Origin of the sequence: Methylobacterium sp. J-090, from assembly GCF_022829345.1 — a bacterium.
Taxonomy (GTDB): Bacteria; Pseudomonadota; Alphaproteobacteria; order Rhizobiales; family Beijerinckiaceae; genus Methylobacterium.
Genome location: NZ_JAKSXV010000087.1, coordinates 63,716 through 84,252, shown reverse-complemented (window position 1 = coordinate 84,252; position 20,537 = coordinate 63,716). Strand labels below are relative to the sequence as shown.

Annotated in this window: 21 protein-coding genes and 1 pseudogene; 14 read left to right on the top strand and 8 right to left on the bottom strand. The window is 70.6% G+C overall.

Annotation, left to right across the window (positions count from 1 at the left end; genetic code table 11):
• Positions 1–767: response regulator (locus MKK49_RS15060; RefSeq protein ID WP_244029755.1), on the top strand; the 767-nt coding region annotated here is incomplete at its 5' end.
• Between the two features lie 287 nt (positions 768–1,054).
• Here the strand turns inward: MKK49_RS15060 and MKK49_RS15055 are convergent.
• Positions 1,055–2,524: a methyl-accepting chemotaxis protein gene (locus MKK49_RS15055; protein WP_244029777.1), complete on the bottom strand. Its 1,470-nt coding sequence runs from the start codon at positions 2,522–2,524 to the stop codon at positions 1,055–1,057.
• Positions 2,525–2,936: 412 nt separating this feature from the next.
• On the opposite strand from MKK49_RS15055, the gene MKK49_RS15050 reads away from it, so the two are divergent.
• From MKK49_RS15050 to MKK49_RS15035, 4 genes are all read left to right on the top strand, one after another.
• Positions 2,937–4,157 carry an SMP-30/gluconolactonase/LRE family protein gene (locus tag MKK49_RS15050; protein ID WP_244029753.1) on the top strand — a complete coding sequence of 407 codons (1,221 nt, stop codon included), beginning with the start codon at positions 2,937–2,939 and terminating at the stop codon, positions 4,155–4,157.
• A 90-nt stretch (positions 4,158–4,247) separates the two neighbouring features.
• Complete coding sequence (locus tag MKK49_RS15045) at positions 4,248–5,225, top strand: SMP-30/gluconolactonase/LRE family protein (RefSeq protein ID WP_244029751.1); 978 nt, start codon at positions 4,248–4,250, stop codon at positions 5,223–5,225.
• A 28-nt stretch (positions 5,226–5,253) separates the two neighbouring features.
• Complete coding sequence (locus MKK49_RS15040) at positions 5,254–6,444, top strand: major royal jelly family protein (protein WP_244029748.1); 1,191 nt, start codon at positions 5,254–5,256, stop codon at positions 6,442–6,444.
• Between the two features lie 94 nt (positions 6,445–6,538).
• A complete protein-coding gene (locus MKK49_RS15035) occupies positions 6,539–8,059 on the top strand; it encodes an FAD-dependent monooxygenase (protein WP_244029746.1) in 1,521 nt (506 codons plus the stop codon).
• Between the two features lie 21 nt (positions 8,060–8,080).
• Here MKK49_RS15035 and MKK49_RS15030 read toward each other — a convergent pair whose 3' ends face one another.
• From MKK49_RS15030 to MKK49_RS24800, 6 genes and pseudogenes are all read right to left on the bottom strand, one after another.
• Complete coding sequence (locus MKK49_RS15030) at positions 8,081–8,938, bottom strand: SDR family oxidoreductase (RefSeq protein ID WP_244029745.1); 858 nt, start codon at positions 8,936–8,938, stop codon at positions 8,081–8,083.
• Positions 8,939–9,029: 91 nt separating this feature from the next.
• Positions 9,030–9,695: a heme exporter protein CcmB gene (gene ccmB, locus MKK49_RS15025; RefSeq protein WP_244029743.1), complete on the bottom strand. Its 666-nt coding sequence runs from the start codon at positions 9,693–9,695 to the stop codon at positions 9,030–9,032.
• The gene (gene ccmA, locus MKK49_RS15020; protein WP_244029741.1) at positions 9,695–10,345 is read right to left on the bottom strand and encodes a heme ABC exporter ATP-binding protein CcmA; all 651 of its coding nucleotides are present in this window, start codon (positions 10,343–10,345) and stop codon (positions 9,695–9,697) included. The genes ccmB and ccmA overlap by 1 nt, the downstream gene beginning before the upstream one ends.
• 96 nt (positions 10,346–10,441) lie before the next feature.
• Positions 10,442–10,549: pseudogene (locus MKK49_RS24805) on the bottom strand (type II toxin-antitoxin system RelE family toxin); the annotation flags it as partial.
• The gene (locus MKK49_RS15015) at positions 10,516–10,698 is read right to left on the bottom strand and encodes a hypothetical protein (RefSeq protein WP_313899167.1); all 183 of its coding nucleotides are present in this window, start codon (positions 10,696–10,698) and stop codon (positions 10,516–10,518) included. The gene MKK49_RS15015 and the pseudogene MKK49_RS24805, both read right to left, overlap by 34 nt.
• A 94-nt stretch (positions 10,699–10,792) precedes the next feature.
• On the bottom strand, positions 10,793–10,918 hold the full coding sequence (locus MKK49_RS24800; protein WP_409565079.1) for a TraY domain-containing protein: 126 nt from the start codon (positions 10,916–10,918) through the stop codon (positions 10,793–10,795).
• Between the two features lie 169 nt (positions 10,919–11,087).
• Between MKK49_RS24800 and MKK49_RS15005 the strand changes: the two genes are divergently transcribed.
• From MKK49_RS15005 to acnA, 3 genes are all read left to right on the top strand, one after another.
• A complete protein-coding gene (locus MKK49_RS15005) occupies positions 11,088–11,366 on the top strand; it encodes a DUF4258 domain-containing protein (RefSeq protein WP_244029739.1) in 279 nt (92 codons plus the stop codon).
• Positions 11,367–11,388: 22 nt separating this feature from the next.
• On the top strand, positions 11,389–11,547 hold the full coding sequence (locus MKK49_RS15000; protein ID WP_244029737.1) for a DUF2283 domain-containing protein: 159 nt from the start codon (positions 11,389–11,391) through the stop codon (positions 11,545–11,547).
• A gap of 251 nt (positions 11,548–11,798) precedes the next feature.
• On the top strand, positions 11,799–14,498 hold the full coding sequence (acnA, locus tag MKK49_RS14995) for an aconitate hydratase AcnA (RefSeq protein WP_244029735.1): 2,700 nt from the start codon (positions 11,799–11,801) through the stop codon (positions 14,496–14,498).
• Positions 14,499–14,708: 210 nt separating this feature from the next.
• On the opposite strand, the gene MKK49_RS14990 is transcribed toward acnA, so the two are convergent.
• Positions 14,709–15,851 (bottom strand): AI-2E family transporter, encoded by a 1,143-nt coding sequence (locus tag MKK49_RS14990; protein WP_244029733.1) that lies wholly within the window; start codon positions 15,849–15,851, stop codon positions 14,709–14,711.
• Between the two features lie 311 nt (positions 15,852–16,162).
• Between MKK49_RS14990 and MKK49_RS14985 the strand changes: the two genes are divergently transcribed.
• Genes MKK49_RS14985 through MKK49_RS14960 form a run of 6 tightly spaced genes read left to right on the top strand, consistent with a single transcriptional unit; the run spans position 16,163 to position 20,463 of the window.
• Complete coding sequence (locus MKK49_RS14985) at positions 16,163–16,468, top strand: acyl carrier protein (RefSeq protein WP_056095482.1); 306 nt, start codon at positions 16,163–16,165, stop codon at positions 16,466–16,468.
• A gap of 17 nt (positions 16,469–16,485) precedes the next feature.
• The gene (locus MKK49_RS14980; protein ID WP_244029731.1) at positions 16,486–16,971 is read left to right on the top strand and encodes a 3-hydroxyacyl-ACP dehydratase FabZ family protein; all 486 of its coding nucleotides are present in this window, start codon (positions 16,486–16,488) and stop codon (positions 16,969–16,971) included.
• Entirely contained in the window at positions 16,968–18,098 is a 1,131-nt protein-coding gene (locus MKK49_RS14975; protein WP_244029730.1) for a beta-ketoacyl-ACP synthase, read from the top strand. Before MKK49_RS14980 ends, MKK49_RS14975 begins: the two co-directional genes overlap by 4 nt.
• A gap of 36 nt (positions 18,099–18,134) precedes the next feature.
• The gene (locus MKK49_RS14970; protein WP_244029728.1) at positions 18,135–19,418 is read left to right on the top strand and encodes a beta-ketoacyl-ACP synthase; all 1,284 of its coding nucleotides are present in this window, start codon (positions 18,135–18,137) and stop codon (positions 19,416–19,418) included.
• A complete protein-coding gene (locus MKK49_RS14965) occupies positions 19,415–20,179 on the top strand; it encodes an SDR family NAD(P)-dependent oxidoreductase (RefSeq protein ID WP_244029726.1) in 765 nt (254 codons plus the stop codon). The genes MKK49_RS14970 and MKK49_RS14965 overlap by 4 nt, the downstream gene beginning before the upstream one ends.
• An 8-nt stretch (positions 20,180–20,187) precedes the next feature.
• Positions 20,188–20,463 carry an SH3 domain-containing protein gene (locus tag MKK49_RS14960; protein ID WP_244029724.1) on the top strand — a complete coding sequence of 92 codons (276 nt, stop codon included), beginning with the start codon at positions 20,188–20,190 and terminating at the stop codon, positions 20,461–20,463.
• Positions 20,464–20,537: the final 74 nt, after the last annotated feature.

Here is a 20,537-nt window from a genome sequence, read left to right as displayed (position 1 = left end):
ACGAGATCACCCCCGACATCATCCTGCTCGACGCGGTGATGCCCGGCATGGACGGGTTCGAGACCTGCCGGCGCCTCAAGGCCAAGGGCCACCTCGGCCACGTGCCGGTGATCTTCATGACCGGCCTGTCGGAGACCGAGCACATCGTGAAGGGTCTGGAGGCGGGCGGGGTCGACTACGTCACGAAGCCCATCGCGCCGGACGAGATCCTGGCGCGCATCCGGGTCCACCTCGCGGGCGCCCGGGCGGCCCAGAGCGCGCGGGCCGCCCTCGACACCACCGGCCGCACCCTGTTCGCCGTGGACGGGCGGGGCGCGGTTCTTTGGTCGACGCCCCAGGCCGCGCGCCTGCTCGCGGGGCTGACCGACCCGGACGGGGGCGGCCTGCCGCCGCAGGCGCAGGTATGGCTGCGGGCCTGCCTTGCCGGCACGGCCTCGCCCCCCCTGGCCCTGACCGATGGGGACGGGGTCGCCCACACCGTGAGCTTCATCGGCGGGACCGGCGACGAGATCCTCCTGCGCCTCGCCCGGGACCCGACGGAGGCCGGGCTCGAACGCCTGCGCGCGCGCCTGCCCATCACCGGGCGCGAGGCCGAGGTGCTGCTCTGGCTGTCGCGCGGCAAGGCCAGCCGCGACATCGGCGAGATCCTGGGCCTCAGCCCCCGCACGGTGACGAAGCACCTCGAGGGCATCTACGCCAAGCTCGGCGTCGAGAACCGCACGGCGGCCTCCCTCATCGCCGCCCGCCACCTGCAGGACCTGGAATAGGACGGCTATTCAACGGATCGCTTCGGATCGAGCGATCGCACCGGAACTCCCTCTCTTGTTTGGGAGCGGGTTGGGGTGAGGGTCGTGAACGGTCCGGAGAATCCACACACCTCACCCTGTCCCTCTCCTTCCAGGAGAGGGGACCCGCGCTTCACCACATCCCGCAAGCGACACATCCCGCAAGCGACACATCCCGCAAGCGACACATCCCGCAAGCGACATGGGCAATCATCCGGAGGATCGGATGAGAAGGCTGCCGCACGGTGTCGGGCAGCCCCCTCGCGGCCTCACGCGAGGGCGCGGGCCGCGCCGCTCACCGCCTGCACCGAGGCGTCGACGTCGTGGGCCGCCCGGGCGATGCCGTCCATGGTCTGGCGGACGAGCTCGACGCTCTGGGCCGCGTTCTGCATGTTCACCGACATGTCGCGGGTGACCGCCGCCTGCTCCGTCACCGCCGAGGAGACGCTGAGCGAGATCTCGCTGAGATGCCCGATGGTCCGGCCGATGGCCTCGATGGCGCGCACCGCCTGATTCGTCGAGCTCTGCACCGCCGCGATCTGCGTGCCGATCTCCTCCGTGGCACGGGACGACTGGTTGGCGAGCGCCTTCACCTCCGCCGCCACCACGGCGAAGCCCCGGCCCGCCTCGCCGGCCCGCGCCGCCTCGATGGTGGCGTTCAGCGCCAGCAGGTTGGTCTGGTCGGCGATGGAGCGGATCACCGTGATCACCTCGCCGATCTTCTCGGCCGAGGCGGTGAGCCCGGAGATGATCGTTCCGGCCTCGCCCGCCCGGATCACGGCCTCGTCCGCCGCGCCCTTGGCCTCGACGGCGTGCCGGCTCAGTTCCTCGATGGAGGACGAGAACTCCTCGGCGCCCGCCGCCACGGCCTGGACGTTGCCGGAGGTCTGCGCCGCGGCTTCCGCCGTGGTCGCCGCCCGCCGGCTCACGTCGGAGATCGCCTCGGTGATCTGGCCGAGGTCGCGGTCGATGACGCGCTGGCCCTGCTGACGCCGGTTGCGGTCGGCGACTTCGGCCGTGACGTCGGTGGCGAACTTCACCACCGCGTAGGGCTTGCCGTCCGCCCCGAGGATCGGGTTGTAGGCCCCGTGGATCCAGACCTCGCGCCCGTCCTTGGCGAACCGCTTGAATTCACCCGACTGGTGCTCGCCCCCGGCCAGGGCACGCCAGAACCCGGCATAGGCCGGACCGTCGCGCTCGTCCGGCGACACGAACAGGCGGTGATGCCGCCCCTTGATCTCGTCGAGGCTGTAGCCGAGGGCATCGAGGAAATTCGCGTTGGCGTCGGTGACGACGCCGTCGAGGGTGAAGTGGATGACGGCCTGGGACCGGTTGATCGCCGCGATCTGGCCGGCGTCGAGGGCGGCACGCAGCTTCTGCGCGGTGATGTCGGTGGCGAACTTGACGATCCGCACGACCTTGCCGCTGCGGTTGAGGATCGGGTTGTACGAGGCCTGGATCCAGACCTCGCGACCGCTCTTGGCGATCCGCATGAACTCCCGCGCCTGATGCCGGCCGGCATTCAGGTCCCGCCAGAACTCCTTGTAGGCCGCGCTCTCGCGCTCCCCGGGGGGGACGAACAGGCTGTGATGCCGGCCCCGCACTTCGTCGAGGGTGTACTCGACGACCCCGAGAAAGAGTGCGTTCGCATCCAGGACCTTTCCGTCCAGGTCGAATTCGATACGCGCTTGCGACCGATCGATGGCGTCCAGCGTCGCGCGCGCGCCCAAATCAAACATCACCGCTGCCCCCTACGCTGGAACGGCTCCATCGCGTTTCCGGGTTTGTATGACCAGCATCCCTAATAATCCCTTAATCCTGAAATAAAGTTGAGTCTTGCCTACATTTCGCAGACACCACTTACGACAGGCGAGACCTCATCACGAACCCGTTACTGAGATTATGAGTTCAAAATCAAGCTCTGCCGCCCGCCCGACGGGATTACGCAGCCCCGCGCCGTCGCGGCGCCGGCGTGTGATAGGCCGAAACTCTGATGGGTCGAACCGGCCCGCGGGGGCGATCATGCGGTGCGATTATGTCTTGCACCGCGAAATCCAATGAAGCTTGGCCGCAGGTCCGTGCGTTGTCTGCATGAAGACCGACTATCCTGTCCATAAAATCCTTGTCCCTGAGATCGCGATGCCCCAACGCATGACATCCCCTACGACCCGCCTTTCGGCCCGCGCCGCCACCCTGGCCGTCCCCCTCCTGGCGGCCCTCGTCGCCGGGACCGCGCTCGGTGGCGCTCCGGCGATCGCACAGCCCGCCCCCGGCGGGGCGGACCTGACCAAGGTCGCGAGCTTCGAGCATCAGGTCACCGGCGTCACCGTGTCGAAGGACGGCCGGATCTTCGTCAATTTTCCGCGCTGGACCGAGGACACGGCGGTGTCCGTCGCCGAGGTGAAGGACGGCAAGGTCGTGCCCTTCCCCGATGCCGCCTGGAATTCCTGGCGCAACGCCAAGAAGGACGAGGTCTCGGCCAAGGATCACTGGATCTGCGTCCAGAGCGTGGTGGCGAGCCCCGACGGCAACGTCTGGGTCCTCGATCCCGCCGCCCCCGCCATGGGGGCGCTGGTGCCGGGCGGCGCCAAGCTCGTCGAGATCGACCTCAAGACCAACCAGCCGGGCCGGACCATCGCGTTCAACGACACGGTGGCGCCCCAGGGCTCCTACCTCAACGACGTGCGCTTCTCGCCCGACGGCAAGACCGCCTATCTCACGGATTCGGGCGCCCGGGGCGCACTCGTCGTGGTGGACCTCGACAGCGGGGTATCCCGCCGCGTCCTCGACGGCGATCCCGCGACGCAGCCCGACAAGAGCGTGACCGTGACCTATGACGGCAAGCCCCTGCGCCGGCCCGACGGGCGCGGCGTCGAGTTCGCCGCCGACGGCCTCGCCCTCTCGCCGGACGGCAAGACGCTCTACTGGCAGGCGATCAAGGGGAAGACCCTCTACAGCCTGCCGACGGAGGCGCTGGCCGAGGGCGTCACCACGGCCCTGATGCCCACGACGCTCGCCGACAAGAGCCTGGCGGGCAAGATCGAGGTCGTGGGCGAGAACGGCCCGGCGGACGGGCTCATCATCTCCCGGAAGGACGGGCGGATGTACATCACCTCGCCCCAAGACGATTCCATCAAGGTGCGCGACCTCACGGCCAAGGGGTCGGCGACCGCCACCCTGATCAAGGATGCGCGCCTGCGCTGGCCCGACACCTTCGGTGAAGGCCCGGACGGGACGCTCTACGTCACCACCTCGCGCATCCAGGATTCGGCCTTCTACAAGCCCGACGCCCCGGCGGCCCTGCCGACCGACCTCTGGAGCTTCAAGCCGGCCGCCCCGGACGCCACCGGCTCCACCAAGCCGGCGCGCTGACCCTTCGGACCGGGCGGCCTTCGCGGGCCGCCCGCCTTCTCGTCTTGGAATCCTGTTCCTCGAATCTCTTCCCTCGAATCTTGGGCGACGATGCTCCGACGCAGCTTCCTCCGCCAGGCCGGCCTAGGCCTCGCGCTCGCGGCCGCCCCGCGGGGCGCCCTCGCCGCGGCGGCCCTGCACACCGACGATCCGGACTTCGCCGCCGTGGTCGATCCGCAGGCGCGCCTCGCCACCCTGTATTCCGGGGGACGGTGGTGCGAGGGGCCGTGCTACGCGCCGGGCCTCGGCGGCCTCGTCTTCAGCGACGTCAGGGCCAACCGCATGCGCGTCATCGGCGACGACGGCGGGGTCAAAACCTTCCGCGATCCGTCCGACAATGCCAACGGCAACACCCGCGACGCCAAGGGGCGCCTCGTCACCTGCGAGCACCGGGGCCGGCGGGTGGTTCGGGCCGAGGCCGACGGCTCCCTCACGGTCCTGGCCGACCGCTACCGCGATCAGCCCCTGAACTCGCCCAACGACGCGGCCCTCGCGCCCGACGGGGCGATCTGGTTCACCGATCCCATCTTCGGCATCTCCATGCCGGACGAGGGGATCGTCCGCGCGCCGGCGCAGGCCGCCCGGCGGGTCTACCGCATCGACCCCGACGGGACGCTCGCCGGCATGAGCGACGCCCTCGACCAGCCCAACGGCCTCGCCTTCAGCTCGGACGGGCGCCTCCTCTACGTCAGCGACACCGGCGGCTCCCTCAATCCCGAGGGTGCCCGCGCCATCATGGCCTTCCCCGTGGAGAACGGGCGCACCCTCACGGCCCCGCGCACCTTCGCGACGGTGGAGGCGGGCGTGCCGGATGGGCTCACGGTCGATGCCGACGGGCGGGTCTACGCCGCCTGCGGCGACGGCGTGCGCATCTACGCCCCCGACGGCCGGCTCCTCGGGCGGATCGCCACGGCGATGGACGCGGCCAACGTCACCTTCGGCGGCCCCGACGGGCGCCGCCTCTTCATCGCGTCCGGCCCCGCGATCCACGCCATCGACCTCAAGGTCCGCGGCGCGGCGCACGGCTGATCTCCCTCACGAACCTGCGGGACCCCCCATGACCCTCGCCCGACGCGACCTCCTCGCCGCCGGCCTCACCGGGGCTGCCGCCCTTTCCGCTTCGCGTGCGACCGCGAGGACCGAACCCGAGAAGACCGGGCCCGGCGCGGTGACGACGGATCGCACGCCCGGCGGCCTCGAACTCGCCTTCACCGCCGACGCGCCCTCGACGCCGACGGGCCTCGCCATCGCGCGCGGGGGCCGGGCCTTCGTCATGATGCCGCGCTTCGACGCCAAGGTGCCCTACACCCTGGGCGAGGTTCTCCCCGGCGGTGGGGTGAAACCCTATCCCGACCTGGCGACCAACCAGCCCGACACGACCAAACCCCAGGCGAGCCTGTTCCACGTGCCCAACGGCGTGTTCGACCGGGACGACACCCTGTGGCTCCTCGATGCCGGACTGCCCGACGGCGCCGGGCCGCCGGTGAAGGGCGGCGCCAAGCTGGTACAGATGGACATCGCGCAGAACCGCATCCTCCGGATGGTCCCCCTCGAATCCGGCATCACCCCGACCTCGTCCCTCAACGACCTGCGCATCGACATCCGCGACGGCTACGCCCGCGCCTACATCACCGATCAGGGCCAGGACGGGGAGGGGGCGATCCTCGCCGTCGACCTCGTCACGGGGCGGGTGGTGCGGCGCCTCCAGGGTCACGCCAGCACCAAGTCGCAGAAGGGACTGACGAAGTTCGTCGAGGGCCGCGCCGTGGTGCAGCGGAAGGGCGGCGCCCCGCCCCGTCCGGTCCAGGGCGGCGCCAACGGCATCGCGCTCAGCCCCGACGGGCGGCGCCTGTACTACGCCCCCCTCATCGGCCGCCACCTCTACGCGGTGGACACCGCCGCCCTCCTCGACCCGGGAGCCACCGACGCCGCCGTGGCGGCGGCCGTCGAGGACCTCGGCGAGAAGGGCATGACCGGCGGCCTCACCACGGATTCGAAGGACCGGGTCTATCTCGCCATGCAGGAATTCAACGCGGTGGGCCGCCGCAACCCCGACGGCAGCGTCGAGATCCTTGCCTCCGACCCGCGCCTGATCTGGGCCGACACGTTCTGGATCACCCAAGACCGCTGGCTCCACATCTCGTCGGCCCAGGTGAACCGCCGGCCGGAATACAACGGCGGCGAGGACCGGCAGCAGCCGCCCTACGCGATCCTGAAGATGCGAATCGACGCCGACCCGGTGCTATAAGCGTCTCTCAACCGAACGCCCGCCGTGCCGTCGCGCCCGGAGCGGAAACCGGCGGTGATCGGGGGGTGTCGCGCGGCGCAGTGGGAGAGGGGGCATGCAGGATGTCCTGATCGTTGGAGCCGGCCCGACCGGCCTCGTCCTCGCGCTCTGGCTGACCCGTCTGGGCATCCGGGTCCGCATCGTCAGCAAGGCCTCCGGTCCCGGAACCACCTCCCGCGCCATGGCGGTGCAGGCGCGCACCCTCGAACTCTACCGCCAGCTCGATCTCACCGACGCCGTGATCGCCGCCGGCCACCGCAACCCGGCCATCAATCTCTGGGCCGAGGGGCGGCGCAGGGCGCGGATCGGGTTCGGTGAAGCCGGGGCGACGCTGACGCCCTACCCGTTCGTCCTGATCTACCCCCAGGACCAGCACGAGCGGCTTCTCGTCGAACGCCTCCAGGCTCTCGGGATCAGTGTCGAGTGGCAGACGGAGCTGCTCGAGGTCACGGAGGCGGGCGGGCAGGTCGGCGCCCGCCTGCGCGGGCCGGACGGTTCCGAGGAAACCTGCACGGCGCGCGCGCTCGCCGGCTGCGACGGCGCGCGCTCCCTGGTCCGGCAGCAGATCGGCGCCGGCTTTCCGGGCGAGACCTACCGCCAGATCTTCTACGTCGCCGATGTCGAGGTCCGTGGCCTCGCACCCGACGGGGAGATCCACCTCAGCCTCGCGACCTCGGACTTCGTCGCCCTCATCGCCTACGGCCAGGGCGGACGGTACCGCCTCATCGGCACCGTGCGGGACGATCGGATCGAGGACCCCGACCATCTCACCTTCGAGGATGTCGGCCACCATGCCGTGGCGGCTTTGAGCGTCGGCGTCGCGGCGGTGCACTGGTTCTCGACCTACCGCGTCCACCATCGGGTCACCGACCGTTTCCGACGCGGGCGCGTGTTCCTCCTCGGCGATGCCGCGCACGTGCACAGCCCCGTCGGCGGGCAGGGCATGAACACCGGCCTCGGCGACGCGATCAACCTCGCCTGGAAGCTCGCCGCCGTGGTGAAGAGACAGGCCCCCGACAGCCTCCTCGACACCTACGAGACCGAGCGCCGGGCCTTCGCCCGCACCCTGGTGGCCACCACCGACCGCATCTTCGGCGTCGTCACCGCCGAGGGCCGCATCGCCGACCTCGTGCGGACCCGGATCGCCCCATCCCTCATGGGGGCCGCCTACCGCCTCGCCGCCGTGCGGAAGCGCCTGTTCCGCCTGGTCTCGCAGACGGCGCTGACCTACCACGACAGCCCCCTGAGCCAGGGCGTGGCCGGCACGGTCCGGGGCGGCGACCGCCTTCCCTGGATCGCCATCGGCGGCACGGACAATCACGCGCCGCTCACCGCCATCGCCTGGCAGGTCCATGTCTACGGGCGCGCCGCCCCGGAGCTGCGGGATGCCTGTGCCTCGCGAAACATCCCGCTCCACGTCTTCGACTGGCATTCCGAGTATGGCCGCGCCGGACTCGCCCGCGACGCGGCCTACCTCCTGCGGCCCGACACCTACGTCGCCCTGGCCGACCCACGCGCCTCCGCCGACACCCTCGCACGCTACCTCGACGCGCGCGGCTTGATGCGCCCGGCCTGAGGCCGCGCGAGGGGCTTCGGCTCAGATCGTAACCATGCCGCCCGTCACGGCGATCATCGCCCCGCTCATATAGCTGCCCTCGTCGGAGGCCAGGAGCACGTAGGCGCCGGCGAGTTCGGCCGGCTGGCCGGGGCGGCCGAGCGGCGTCTTCGAGCCGAAGGTCTCGACCTGCTCGGTGTACATGGTCGCCGGGATCAGCGGGGTCCAGATCGGCCCCGGCAGCACCGCGTTGGCGCGGATGCCGCGCGGCCCGAGGATCTTGGCGAGGTTGGTGGTCATGTTGGCGATCGCCGCCTTGGTGGACGAGTAGGCGAGCTGCTGCTCCACCGGGTTCTTGGCGTTCACCGACGAGGTGTTGATGATGGACGCCCCCGCCTTCAGATGCGGCGAGGCGGCCTTCAGGATGTAGAACATCGCGTGGACGTTGACGGCGTATTGCCGGTCCCAGTCGGCGATCTCGATGTCCTCGAGGGTGTCGGCAAGTTTTTGAAAGGCCGCGTTGTTGACGACGATGTCGAGGTGGCCGAATTCCGAAACGGTCTTCTCGACCAGATTCGCGCAGTGGCGGTGATCGGCGACGTCGCCGGGCAGCAGGACGACGCGGCGGCCGGCCTTCTCCACCCAGGCGGCGGTGTCCCGGGCGTCGTCGTGCTCGTCGAGATAGCTCAAGGCGATGTCGGCGCCCTCGCGGGCATACGCGATGGCCACCGCCCGGCCGATGCCGCTGTCGCCACCCGTGATGAGCGCGACCTTGCCCGCGAGCTTGCCCGAGCCCTTGTAGCTCTCCTCGCCGTGATCCGGCTTCGGAACCATCTCTCCAGACTGGCCCGGATAGGGAATCGGCGGCTGCGGGAACGGGGGCTTGGGGTGATCGACCATGGGAACTCCGTCGTGCGGCCCCGTTGGGGGCCTTCGACGGGACAAGCGCCGGGCCCCGGCCCGGTTCGCCGGACCGAAGGTCACAGACCCGTCATTCGCTCCAGCGGAGCGCCGCGGCGGCGGCCAGGGTGCCGACCACGCCGGCGATGAGGGTGAGGGCGGCGAGGATGGCGAGCGGCGTCGTGAACGGCACCGTGCCGCCGAGCGCCGCCTCGCTCGCCGAGACGCCGAAGATCAGGGTCGGGATCATCAGGGGCAGCACCACCACGGCGAGGATCAGCCCGCCGCGCCGGATCGAGGCGGTGAGCGCCGAGCCGACGGCGCCGATGAAGGTCAGCGCCGGGGTCCCCACCAGCAGGGTCAGGCTGGTGGCGGCCATGGCCGTGCCGTCCAGCGCCACGAGCAGGCCGAACAGGGGGGCGGCCAGCGCCAGCGGCAGGCCGGTGGTGAGCCAGTGCGCCAGCACCTTGGCGAGCACCACGAGCTCCATGGGCACCGGGGCGCCGGTCATGAGGTCGAGGGACCCGTCCTCCTCGTCGGCCTGGAACAGGCGGTCGAGGCCGATGAGAGTGGCGAGGACGGCGGCCAGCCACAGGATGGCCGGGCCGATCCGCGACAGCAGGTTGAGGTCGGGTCCGAGGGCGAACGGCACCACGGCGACGATCATGAGGAAGAACACGAGGGACAGCGCCCCCGAGCCGCCGACCCGGGCGGCCAGCGCGAGGTCGCGGGCGACGAGGGCCTTGAGGGCGCGCATCACCACCACACGTCTCCGGTCGCGGCGGTTTGGGATGCCCGTGCGTCGGGTCGGGCCGGCGCGATGCGCAGCTCGCGGGCGCCGTCGAGGCCGAGGGCCTGGTGGGTCGCCGCGATGACGAGGCCGCCTTCCGCCCGGTGGCGCGCCATCATGCCGGCCAGCACCCCCTGCGAGGCGACGTCGAGGGCCGCCGTCGGCTCGTCGAGGAGCCAGAGCGGCCGCCGGCAGACGAGGAGACGGGCGAGCGCCACCCGGCGGCGCTGCCCGGCGGAGAGATAGGCGACGGGCAGTTTCAGGGCGTGGCCGAGGCCGAGTTCCTCCAGGGCGGCGCGCGGGCTCGCGGTGGGCATCCCCAGAAGGTCGCGGGCGAAGGCGAGGTTCTCCTCGGCCGTCAGCGGACTTTTCAGCCCGTCGCGGTGGCCGACCACGTGCAGGCACTCGGGCAGGGTCGCCTCGCCGACCTTCGCCACCGTGAGCGTCCCGGCCTCTGGCTTCAGGCGGCCGGCCAGCACGGCGAGCAGGGTCGACTTGCCGGCGCCGTTGCGCCCGGTGACCATCAGGGCCTCGCCCGCATCGAGGGTGAACGACACGTCCGAGAAGATGCGGCGGCCGGAGCGGCGGACGGTGAGGTTTTGGGCGGTCAGCCGCACGGGATTGTCTGGATCAAGCGCCTGTCCGTAAGCCTTCAGGGAATGTGTGACCGCGCGATCACGCGTCGTCGAAGACGCGTCTACCGCAAAACGATCTCAACGATAGACCGAGCGGCGATTTCCGACGCTCACCACGAGGATTCGCAAGGCGTGGTCCTCGATACCGACGATCACCCGAAAATCACCCACGCGATACCGCCAGAGGTGCCCGTGAGGGCACTGCCGATCACCCGGGGATTGTCGAGGGGCGAAATCCGATGGCGTAGGAACCTGAGGATCCGTTCGGCCGAGGCGGGATCGAGTTTGGCGAGTTCCCGTTCGGCCGAACGGTCGAACTCAATCCGCCAGGCCATACCGGGCCATCGCCTCGGAAAGCGGAATCGTACTAGCTTCTCCGCGCTGAATGGCTTCGAGCCGGCTTTCGGCCAATTCCACATCCTCGATATCTTACTCGATATCCTTCAGGTGATCGAGGATCGCGTCCCGAGCGTAGTCGTCCGTGCTGCGGCCCGTGCGCCGTGCCAGGGCTGCGAGGCGATCCTCGATCTCGGGCGGCAGGCGAAGGGCGATCATCGGCATCTCCGGTCCAGAGCCCAATCTAGCGCGCTTCCACCCATGACGTCCACGCAGCCGGCAGGTGGGCGCCCCCCACAGCCAACAGACGCGGCGCTCTGTCAGCCCGCCGGTAGCGGCCAGTTTCAACGTGTTCTATGCCGGGTTGAGGCTGCGCCGGGCGGGTCTCATGCTGGTCCCGATCTTCACCTACACGCAACATGCGCGGGACCAGATCGCACTGCGTGCCCTGGACCAGGCCTGGGTGGAGCACACGATCCTGACCCCGGATGCCGTCGAGCCCGATCCCCGGCATCCGGATCGAAGGCGGGCCTTCCGCGCCCTGCCGGAACGGGACGGCCGCGTGCTTCGCGTGGTTTATGTGATACGATCAGCCTCGACCTTTCACGTGATCACAGCCTTCCTCGATCGTGGCCGGAGGCCCGGAACCGATGAAATCCCGGTATGACCGTGAGGCGGACGCACTCTACGTGCAGCTCGCCGACGCCACGATCGTCGGGAGCGAGGAGGTGCGCCCGGGCATCATGCTCGATTTCGATGCCGCCGGACGTGTCGTCGGGATCGAAATCCTCGATGCCTCCGAACACGTCGCCGAAGGCGCGGATTTCGCGCACCTCGTCGCGGCATAGCCCCTCCCGCCGACGACAGACGCGGCGCTCTGTCAGGCCGCCGGTAGCGGCCAGTTTCGAAGTGTTCTATACGGGCGTCAGGCTGCGCCGCGCGAGTCTCAGGGCGTCCAAATCGCCCTTCGCGCAACAACCTGTCCGGGCACCCCCGGAGCGGCGCGCGCTTCGAAAGCGCACCCAGCCGAGCACGAATTTCGTGGCGCAGGTTATGCCTGCGCGTGTTCGACCAACCGCTCGCGAGGATCAATAACGCCGTGGCATCGCTCGACAGCTTCCAGTCCCGCCAGACCCTCACCGTCGGGGACAAGTCCTACACCTACTACTCGATCCCCCATGCGGAGAAGGCGGGTCTGGCCGATGCCACCGCCCTGCCGTTCTCCATGAAGGTGATCCTCGAGAACCTCCTGCGGTTCGAGGACGACCGCTCGGTGAAGAAGGGCGACATCTCCGCCACCGTCGCGTGGCTGGAGAACCGCGGCAAGACCGAGACCGAGATCGCCTTCCGCCCCGCCCGCGTCCTCATGCAGGACTTTACGGGCGTGCCCGCCGTCGTCGACCTGGCGGCCATGCGCGACGCCATGGTGGCGCTGGGCGGCGACCCCCAGAAGATCAATCCCCTGGTGCCCGTCGACCTCGTCATCGACCACTCGGTGATCGTCGACGAGTTCGGCACCCCGAAGGCGCTCGCCGATAACGTGGCGCTTGAATATTCGCGCAACGGCGAGCGCTACACCTTCCTGAAATGGGGCCAGTCGGCGTTCGACAACTTCTCCGTGGTCCCGCCCGGCACCGGCATCTGCCACCAGGTGAACCTGGAATACCTGTCGCAGACCGTATGGACCAAGGCCGAGAACGGCACCGAGATCGCCTATCCGGACAGCCTCGTCGGCACCGATTCGCATACCACCATGGTCAATGGCCTCGCCGTGCTCGGCTGGGGTGTGGGCGGCATCGAGGCCGAGGCGGCCATGCTCGGCCAGCCGCTGTCGATGCTGATTCCGGAGGTCGTCGGCTTCAAGCTGTCGGGCAAGCTACCCGAGGGCACCACCGCCACCGATCTGGTGCTGACGGTCACGCAGATGCTGCGCAAGAAGGGCGTGGTGGGCAAGTTCGTGGAGTTCTACGGCCCCGGCCTCGACGACATGGCGGTGGCCGACCGCGCCACCATCTCCAACATGGCCCCGGAATACGGCGCCACCTGCGGCTTCTTCCCCATCGACCAGAAGACCATCGACTTCCTCACCGTCACCAGCCGCACGGACGACCGCATCGCCCTGGTCGAGGCCTACGCCAAGGCGCAGGGCATGTGGCGCGACGCCCAGACCTCCGATCCGGTCTTCACCGACACGCTGGAGCTCGACATGAGCGACGTGCGCCCGTCGCTCGCCGGCCCCAAGCGCCCGCAGGACCGGGTGCTGCTCGATGCGGCCAAGCCCGGTTTCGCCGGTTCCATGGAGACCGAGTTCAAGCGCGCGGCCGACATCGCCAAGCGCTACGCGGTGGAGGGCGCCAATTTCGACATCGGCCACGGTGACGTGGTCATCGCCGCCATCACGAGCTGCACCAACACCTCGAACCCGAGCGTGATGATCGGCGCGGGGCTGCTCGCCCGCAACGCGGTCGCCAAGGGCCTGCGCTCGAAGCCCTGGGTGAAGACTTCGCTCGCCCCCGGCTCCCAGGTGGTGGCCGAGTACCTCGCCAGCGCCGGCCTGCAGCAGCCGCTCGATGCCCTGGGCTTCAACCTCGTCGGCTTCGGCTGCACCACCTGCATCGGCAATTCCGGCCCGCTGCCGGCCGCGATCTCGAAGGCGATCAACGACAACGACGTGGTCGCCGCCGCCGTGCTGTCGGGCAACCGCAACTTCGAGGGCCGGGTGAACCCGGATGTGCGGGCGAACTACCTCGCCTCGCCGCCCCTCGTCGTCGCCTACGCGCTGGCCGGCTCCATGCAGGTCGATCTCGCCACGGAGCCGCTCGGGACCGGGTCGGACGGCCAGCCCGTCTATCTCAGGGACATCTGGCCCTCCACGGCGGAGGTGGCGGAGTTCATCGAGGCCAACATCACCTCGGCCCTGTTCAAGTCGCGCTACGCCGACGTGTTCGGCGGCGATGATTACTGGAAGGCCGTCGAGGTCACCGAGGCCGAGACCTTCCAGTGGGATTCGACCTCCACCTACGTGCAGAACCCGCCCTATTTCGAGGGTATGACCAAGACGCCCGCCCCCGTCGAGGACGTGGTCGATGCCCGCATCCTCGGCCTGTTCCAGGATTCCATCACCACCGACCACATCTCCCCGGCGGGCAACATCCGGGCGAACTCCCCGGCCGGCGCCTACCTGCAGGAGCATCAGGTCCGGGTGCAGGACTTCAACCAGTACGGCACGCGGCGCGGCAACCACGAAGTCATGATGCGCGGCACCTTCGCCAACATCCGCATCAAGAACCAGATGGTCCGCGACGAGGCCGGCAACGTGGTCGAGGGCGGCTGGACCCTGTTCCAGCCCTCGGGCGAGCGGATGTTCATCTACGACGCCGCGCAGAAGTACCATGCCGAGGGCACGCCGCTGGTGGTGTTCGCCGGCAAGGAATACGGCACCGGCTCGTCGCGCGACTGGGCGGCCAAGGGCACGAAGCTGCTGGGCGTCCGCGCCGTGGTGGCGGAGAGCTTCGAGCGCATCCACCGCTCGAACCTCGTCGGCATGGGCATCGTGCCCCTGGTGTTCCAGGGCGACACGAGCTGGGCCTCGCTCGGCCTCAAGGGCGACGAGACCGTGACCATCCTCGGCCTGTCGGGCGATCTCAAGCCGCGCCAGACCATGGTGGCCCAGATCACCTCGGCCGACGGCACCAAGCGGGACGTGCCGCTCACCTGCCGGATCGATACCCTCGACGAGCTCGAGTATTATCGCAATGGCGGAATCCTGCCCTACGTGCTGCGCTCGCTCGCGGCGTAGGCCGACAAGCCATCCGGTGAACGAAGGCCCCGCCCGAAAGGGCGGGGCCTTTTTTCGTTTCGGGCCTCTTGCGGAAACCCTCCCCCCCTTGCGGGGGAGGGTGGTCGCGGAGCGACCGGGAGAGGGGCAGCGCGACTTACCGAGATAGGGCAGTGCTCCCCTCATCCGACCCGCTTCGCGGGCCACCTTCTCCCGCAGAGGGGAGAAGGATCACGGGGCGCGGCTCGCACGCTCCCCGCCCGTGAACTCCCGCCACAACAAGATCAGCGCCGCCATCACGGCGGGCCCGAGGAACAGGCCGAGCAGCCCGAACGTCTCGACACCACCCAAAATCCCCAGAAGCACCCAGAGGAAGGGCAGCTGCGTCGTCCCGCCGATGAGGGCGGGGCGGACGAAGTGGTCGGCGACGAAGGTGACGACGAAGCCCGCCGCGACGACGACCGCCGCCGGAACCACCGAGCCGGCGGCGAGGAGCACCAGGGCGGCGGCGCCGAAGACCAGGGGCGCCCCGAACGGGATCATGGCCGCCACGGCCGTCAGCGCCCCGAGCAGCACCGGGTGCGGCACCCCGGCGAAGTAGTAGACGATCCCCAGCAGCACGCCCTCGCCGAGGCCGACGAGGACGAGGCCGTCGACGGTGCCGTGGACCGAGGCCACCATCTGGCGGGCGACGCGCTCGCCGCGCGGGCCGAACAGGCGGGCGCTCGCCGTGAGCACCTGGGCGGCCACGAGCTTCCCGTCCCGGAACAGGAAGAACAGGGCGACGAGGCTGAAGCCGAACAGCACGACGCGCCGGACGATCTGCGCCCCGAGGCTGCGCGACAGGCCGATGGCCGTGGAATTGTCGAGGTGATGCAGGAGGTCGGCGCCCGCCTTCGGATGGCTGAGATTCTCGGCCCACCACGCGCTCGCCTGCGCCCCGCCGAAGGGCAGCCGCGACAGCATCTCCGGCACCGGCAGGCCGGTCTCCTCGGCGGCGCGCGCCAGGGCGACGACGTCGTGGGCTTCCCGCGCCGCCTGGATGCCGAGGACCACGAGGGGCAGGAGGAAGACGAGGGCGACCGCGAGGGTGAACAGGATCGGCAGCAGCAGGTTGTGCCGGCCCGGCGGCCAGCGCCGCTCGGCCCGGGCGTAGAGAGGACCCAGCGCGATGGCGAGGATCACCGCCCAGGCCAAAGCCGGCAGGAACGGGTGCAGCACCCAGAGCCCGAGGGCGGCGAGCCCGGCCACGAGGAGGACGCGGGCGACGCCCTGCGCGCGCGGCGTCAGGGCGCCGGGCGGGGGCGGCGGCGCCGGATCGGCGGCGCGGGGGGGCCGGGCCGAAGGGAGCAGGGCCGAAGGGGGCAGGGCCATGGTGTGATGCCTCGGAGGGATTCGGCGGCGTGTCCGCACGGACCGCCTCGCCCCATCTAGGCCTCACGGGCGATGTGCGGAATGGCTCCGGCCCCACGGTCCGGCAACCATGGAAAAAAGCGGCACGGTTGCCCGGCCTACCCCCCTCGTGTAAGGGACCGCCTTCATCTTTCAACGGCGGCGCACGGCGTCGTCCGGCAGGGCATGCTGCGCGACCGGGGGGCACCGGGCATCATGGGCCGGCCTCAAGGTCCGGCCATCGTCGGCGCGGGCCGGGGTGGCGGGATATCCAGCAAACACGGCGAGAACGCATGTCCGACCTGACCCAGACCGCCACCTTCGACCGCGTCGCGGAGATCATCGCCGACACCGCCGACATTCCGCGCGACACCATCACGCCGGAAAGCCACGCCATCGACGATCTCGGCATCGATTCCCTCGCCTTCCTCGACATCGCCTTCGCGGTGGACAAGGCCTTCGGGATCAAGCTGCCCCTTGAGCGCTGGACCCAGGAGGTCAACGAGGGCAAGGTCCCGGCCGAGGAGTACTTCGTCCTCAAGAACCTCTGCGCCCGCATCGACGCCCTCGTCGCCGAGAAGGCCGCCAAAGCCTCGTAGCCGCCGGAAATCCACACATGCGGCTCGAATATTTCGAGATGATCGACGCGGTGACGGTTCTGGACCGGGCCGCCGGCCGGATCGAGGCCCTGTCGCGGGTGCCGATGGAGAGCCCGGTCTTCGAGGGGCACTTTCCCGGCCATCCCCTGGTGCCGGGCGTGCTGCTCACCGAGACCATGGCCCAGGCCTCGGGCTACCTCATCCTGGCCCATCTCGGCTTCAAGCAGATGCCGTTCCTCATGGGCGTGGACAAGGCGCGGTTCCGCGCCTTCGTCGGCCCCGGCGCCGACCTCGTGATCGAGGCGAGCCTGGAGCATGACGGCTCGGGCTACGCGGTGACGAAGGCCGCCATCCGGCACGACGGCAAGCCGCTCTGCAGCGCCGAACTGCGCTTCCGCACCATGCCGTTCCCCGACGGCCTCGACGCGCCCATGCGCGCGCGGGCGCAACGGATCGGCCTCCTGGATCTCGCCGGGATCGCGACGGAACCGGAGCCAGCATGAGCGACGTCGTCGTCACCGGCCTCGGCCTCGTCTCCTGCGCGGGGGAGGGACTCCGGGCGCATCTCGACGCGCTCACGGCCGGCGCGCCGGCGCGGACCGACACCGAGCGGTTCGCCCCCTACACGGTGCATCCCGTGGCGCCGCTGGCGCTGGACGGGCAAATTCCAAAGAAATCCGACCAGCGCCAGATGGAGCCGTGGCAGCGGCTCGGCGTCTACGCCGCCGGCCTCGCCCTCGACTCAGCCGGGCTCAAGGGCGACGCGGCCCTGAAGGGCGCCATGCACCTCGTCGTCGCCTGCGGCGGCGGCGAGCGCGACACGGAGGTGGACGGGGCGATCCTCACGGGGCTTCGCGAGGCCGCGGATGCCGGCGCCTACCTCAACGAGCGCTTGCTCAACGACCTGCGCCCGACCCTGTTCCTCGCCCAGCTCTCGAACCTGCTCGCGGGCAACATCGCCATCGTCCACGGGGTCACGGGGGCGTCGCGCACCTTCATGGGCGAGGAGGCCGCCGGCACCGACGCCCTGCGCATCGCGCAAGGTCGCATCGCCTCGGGTCAGGTCGACTGCATGCTGGTGGGCGGCTCCTACAGCGCCGAGCGCCCGGACGTGATGGTGATCCACGAGATGGGCGGATACCTGCGCGCCAAACCCTTCCGGCCGGTGTTTTCGCGGGACGGTGCGGGGGAGGCCGGGTTCATCCTCGGCAGCGGTGCGGCCTTCCTCGTCCTCGAATCGGCCGAGCACGCCCGGGCGCGCGGCGCCACGGCGCTCGCCCGTCTCATGCCGGTCCAGAGCGACCGCTCCCGGCGCGACCCCGGCGCCACGGCGCGGAGTGTCGAGACGCTGTGGCGGGCCGCCGGAATCGACGCCGCCGACCATGTGATCTCGGGCGCCACGGGCGTCGCCGGCATCACGGCGGAGGAGGGCGCGGCGCTCGCCCGCCTCGCGCCGGGCGTGCCCGTGACGGCCCTCGGCGACGTCATCGGCCACACCCTGGAGGTGACGGCGCCCTTCGGCGCGGCCCTCGCGGCCGGCCTCGTGGCGGAGGGGCGCGCCCGCGAGGTCGCCATCACCACGGTCGGCCACAGGCGCGGCGAGGGCGTGATCCGCGTGTGCGCGGTCTGACCGGGCACAACCCGCGAAACGGTGTAGAACGGCGCGATGACTGACACTTCCTTCCGCGACAGCAAGGGCCGGCCCCTGGTGGCGGTCACGGGCCTCGGCATCGTGACCTCGCTCGGCCAGGGCCAGGCCGACAACTGGGCGGCGCTGACCGCCGGGCGCTCGGGCATCCACACCATCAAGCGCTTTTCCACGGAAGGTCTGCGGACCCGCATCGCCGGCACCGTCGACTTCCTCGACACCGATCCGCTGGTGGCACCCGCCCTGTCGCAGCGCTTCGCCGAGGAGGCCGCCGAGGAGGCCATCGCGCAATCGGGCCTCGGCACCCGGGGCGACTTTCCCGGCGCCCTGTTCATCGCCGTGCCCCCCGTCGAGATGGAATGGCCCCAGCGCCGGGCCATGGCCGAGGCGTCGGGCCAGGACGGGCCGATCACCTATTCGGACCTCCAGCGCGCCGCCGCCAGCCGCCGCTTCGACGCCTGGCACGACCTGTTCATCTTCGGCACCGTGGCCGACCACATCGCCGACCGCTTCGGCACCCGGGGCTCGCCGATCTCGCTCTCCACCGCCTGCTCGTCGGGCGCCACCGCGATCCAGCTCGGCGTCGAGGCGATCCGCAGGGGCGAGGTGAAGGCGGCGCTCTGCATCGGCACGGACGGTTCGGTGAACCCCGAATCCCTCATCCGGTTCTCCCTGCTCTCGGCCCTCTCGACCCAGAACGACCCGCCGGAAGGCGCCTCGAAGCCGTTCTCGAAGAACCGCGACGGCTTCGTCATGGGCGAGGGCGCCGGCGCCTTGGTCTTGGAGGATGCCGAGGCCGCGCGGGCGCGGGGTGCCACCATCCTCGGCTACGTGCTCGGCTGCGGCGAGAAGGGCGACGGCTTCCACCGCACCCGCTCCAGCCCCGACGGCGCGCCCGGCATCGCGGCGATCCGCGCGGCCCTCGACGATGCCGGCGCGAGCCCGGACGCCATCGACACGGTCAACGCCCACGGCACCTCGACGCCGGAGAACGACAAGATGGAGGCCATGGGCTGCGCCGCCGTGTTCGGGGCGCGCATCGGCCGCCTGCCGATCTCGTCCAACAAGTCGATGATCGGCCACACGCTCACGGCGGCCGGGGCCATCGAGGCCGTGGTCTCGCTCCTCACCATCGCCCACGGGCGCATCCCGCCGACCATCAACTACGCGGTGCCGGACCCAGGCATCCCCCTCGACGTGGTCGCCACCGCCCGCGACGCGCGGGTCTCGCGGGTGCTGTCGAACTCCTTCGGCTTCGGCGGGCAGAACACCTGCCTCGTGCTCGGGGACGAGCCCGCATGAGCCCGGAGACGCGCACCCGCATCCTCGTCACCGGCGGCGCCTCCGGCCTCGGCGCCGCCATCGTCCGGGCCCTGGTGGCGGCCGGGCACGACGTCGCCTTCACCTACCGCTCGTCGCCGCCCGCCGCCGAGGCTCTGGTGGCCGAACTCGCGGCCTCCCATCCGGGCAGCACCGTGACGGCCCACGCCCTCGACCTCGCCGACCGCGACGCCCTGGAGGCCTTCTGCGAGACCCTGGAGGCCGAGACCTTCCACGGCCTCGTCCACAATGCCGGCCAATCCTCCGACGCACTGGCGGCGATGCTCGACCAGGACCGGGCCGAGGCCGCCATGCAGGTGAACTTCTGGTCCCTGACGCGCCTCGCCAAATCCCTGGTGCGGGGGATGATCCGGGCGCGCGCGGGCCGCATCGTCGCCATCGGCTCCGTGGCCGCACTCCGGGCCAATCCGGGCAACGCCGCCTACGCGGCGAGCAAGGGCGCGCTCATCGCCTATTGCCGGACCCTCGCCATCGAGTCGGCCAAGCGCAACGTGACCGTCAACGTCATCGCCCCGGGATTCATCGACACGGACATGATGGCGCCCTACGCCGCGCACCGGGCCGGCATGGAGCGCCAGATCCCCGCCGGCCGCTTCGCCCGGCCGGAGGAGGTGGCGGCGCTCGCCGCCTTCCTCATGGGGGAGGGGGCGGCCTACATCACCGGCGCCGTCCTCCCCGTGGATGGCGGCCTGACCGCGATGATGGGTGTCCACCGCTCCTGAGACCCGCCATGCGCCTTGCCTTCACGCTCCCCGCCCTCCTCGCCCTGGCGGGGCCGGCCGCCGCCGTCGAGGCCTTCCGCGTCGACGGCCTGCCCCGGGGCGAGGGCCTGACCCTCCGCGAGACGCCGGACGCCGCCGCGCCCGCCCTCGGGCAGGTGCCGGCCGGCGCGCGCATCCGGGGCTTCGGCTGCACCAGCGACACCCCGAGCGGTCTGACCTGGTGCCGGGTCAAGGCCGGTCCGATCCTGGGCTGGGCGCGGCGACGCTACCTTGCTCCGGATTGAACAGGGTCGCGCGCGCACGCTCTTTAGTCTTCTTTTACCATAGTTGACCAAAGTCAGGCGTGACGGACAGGTGG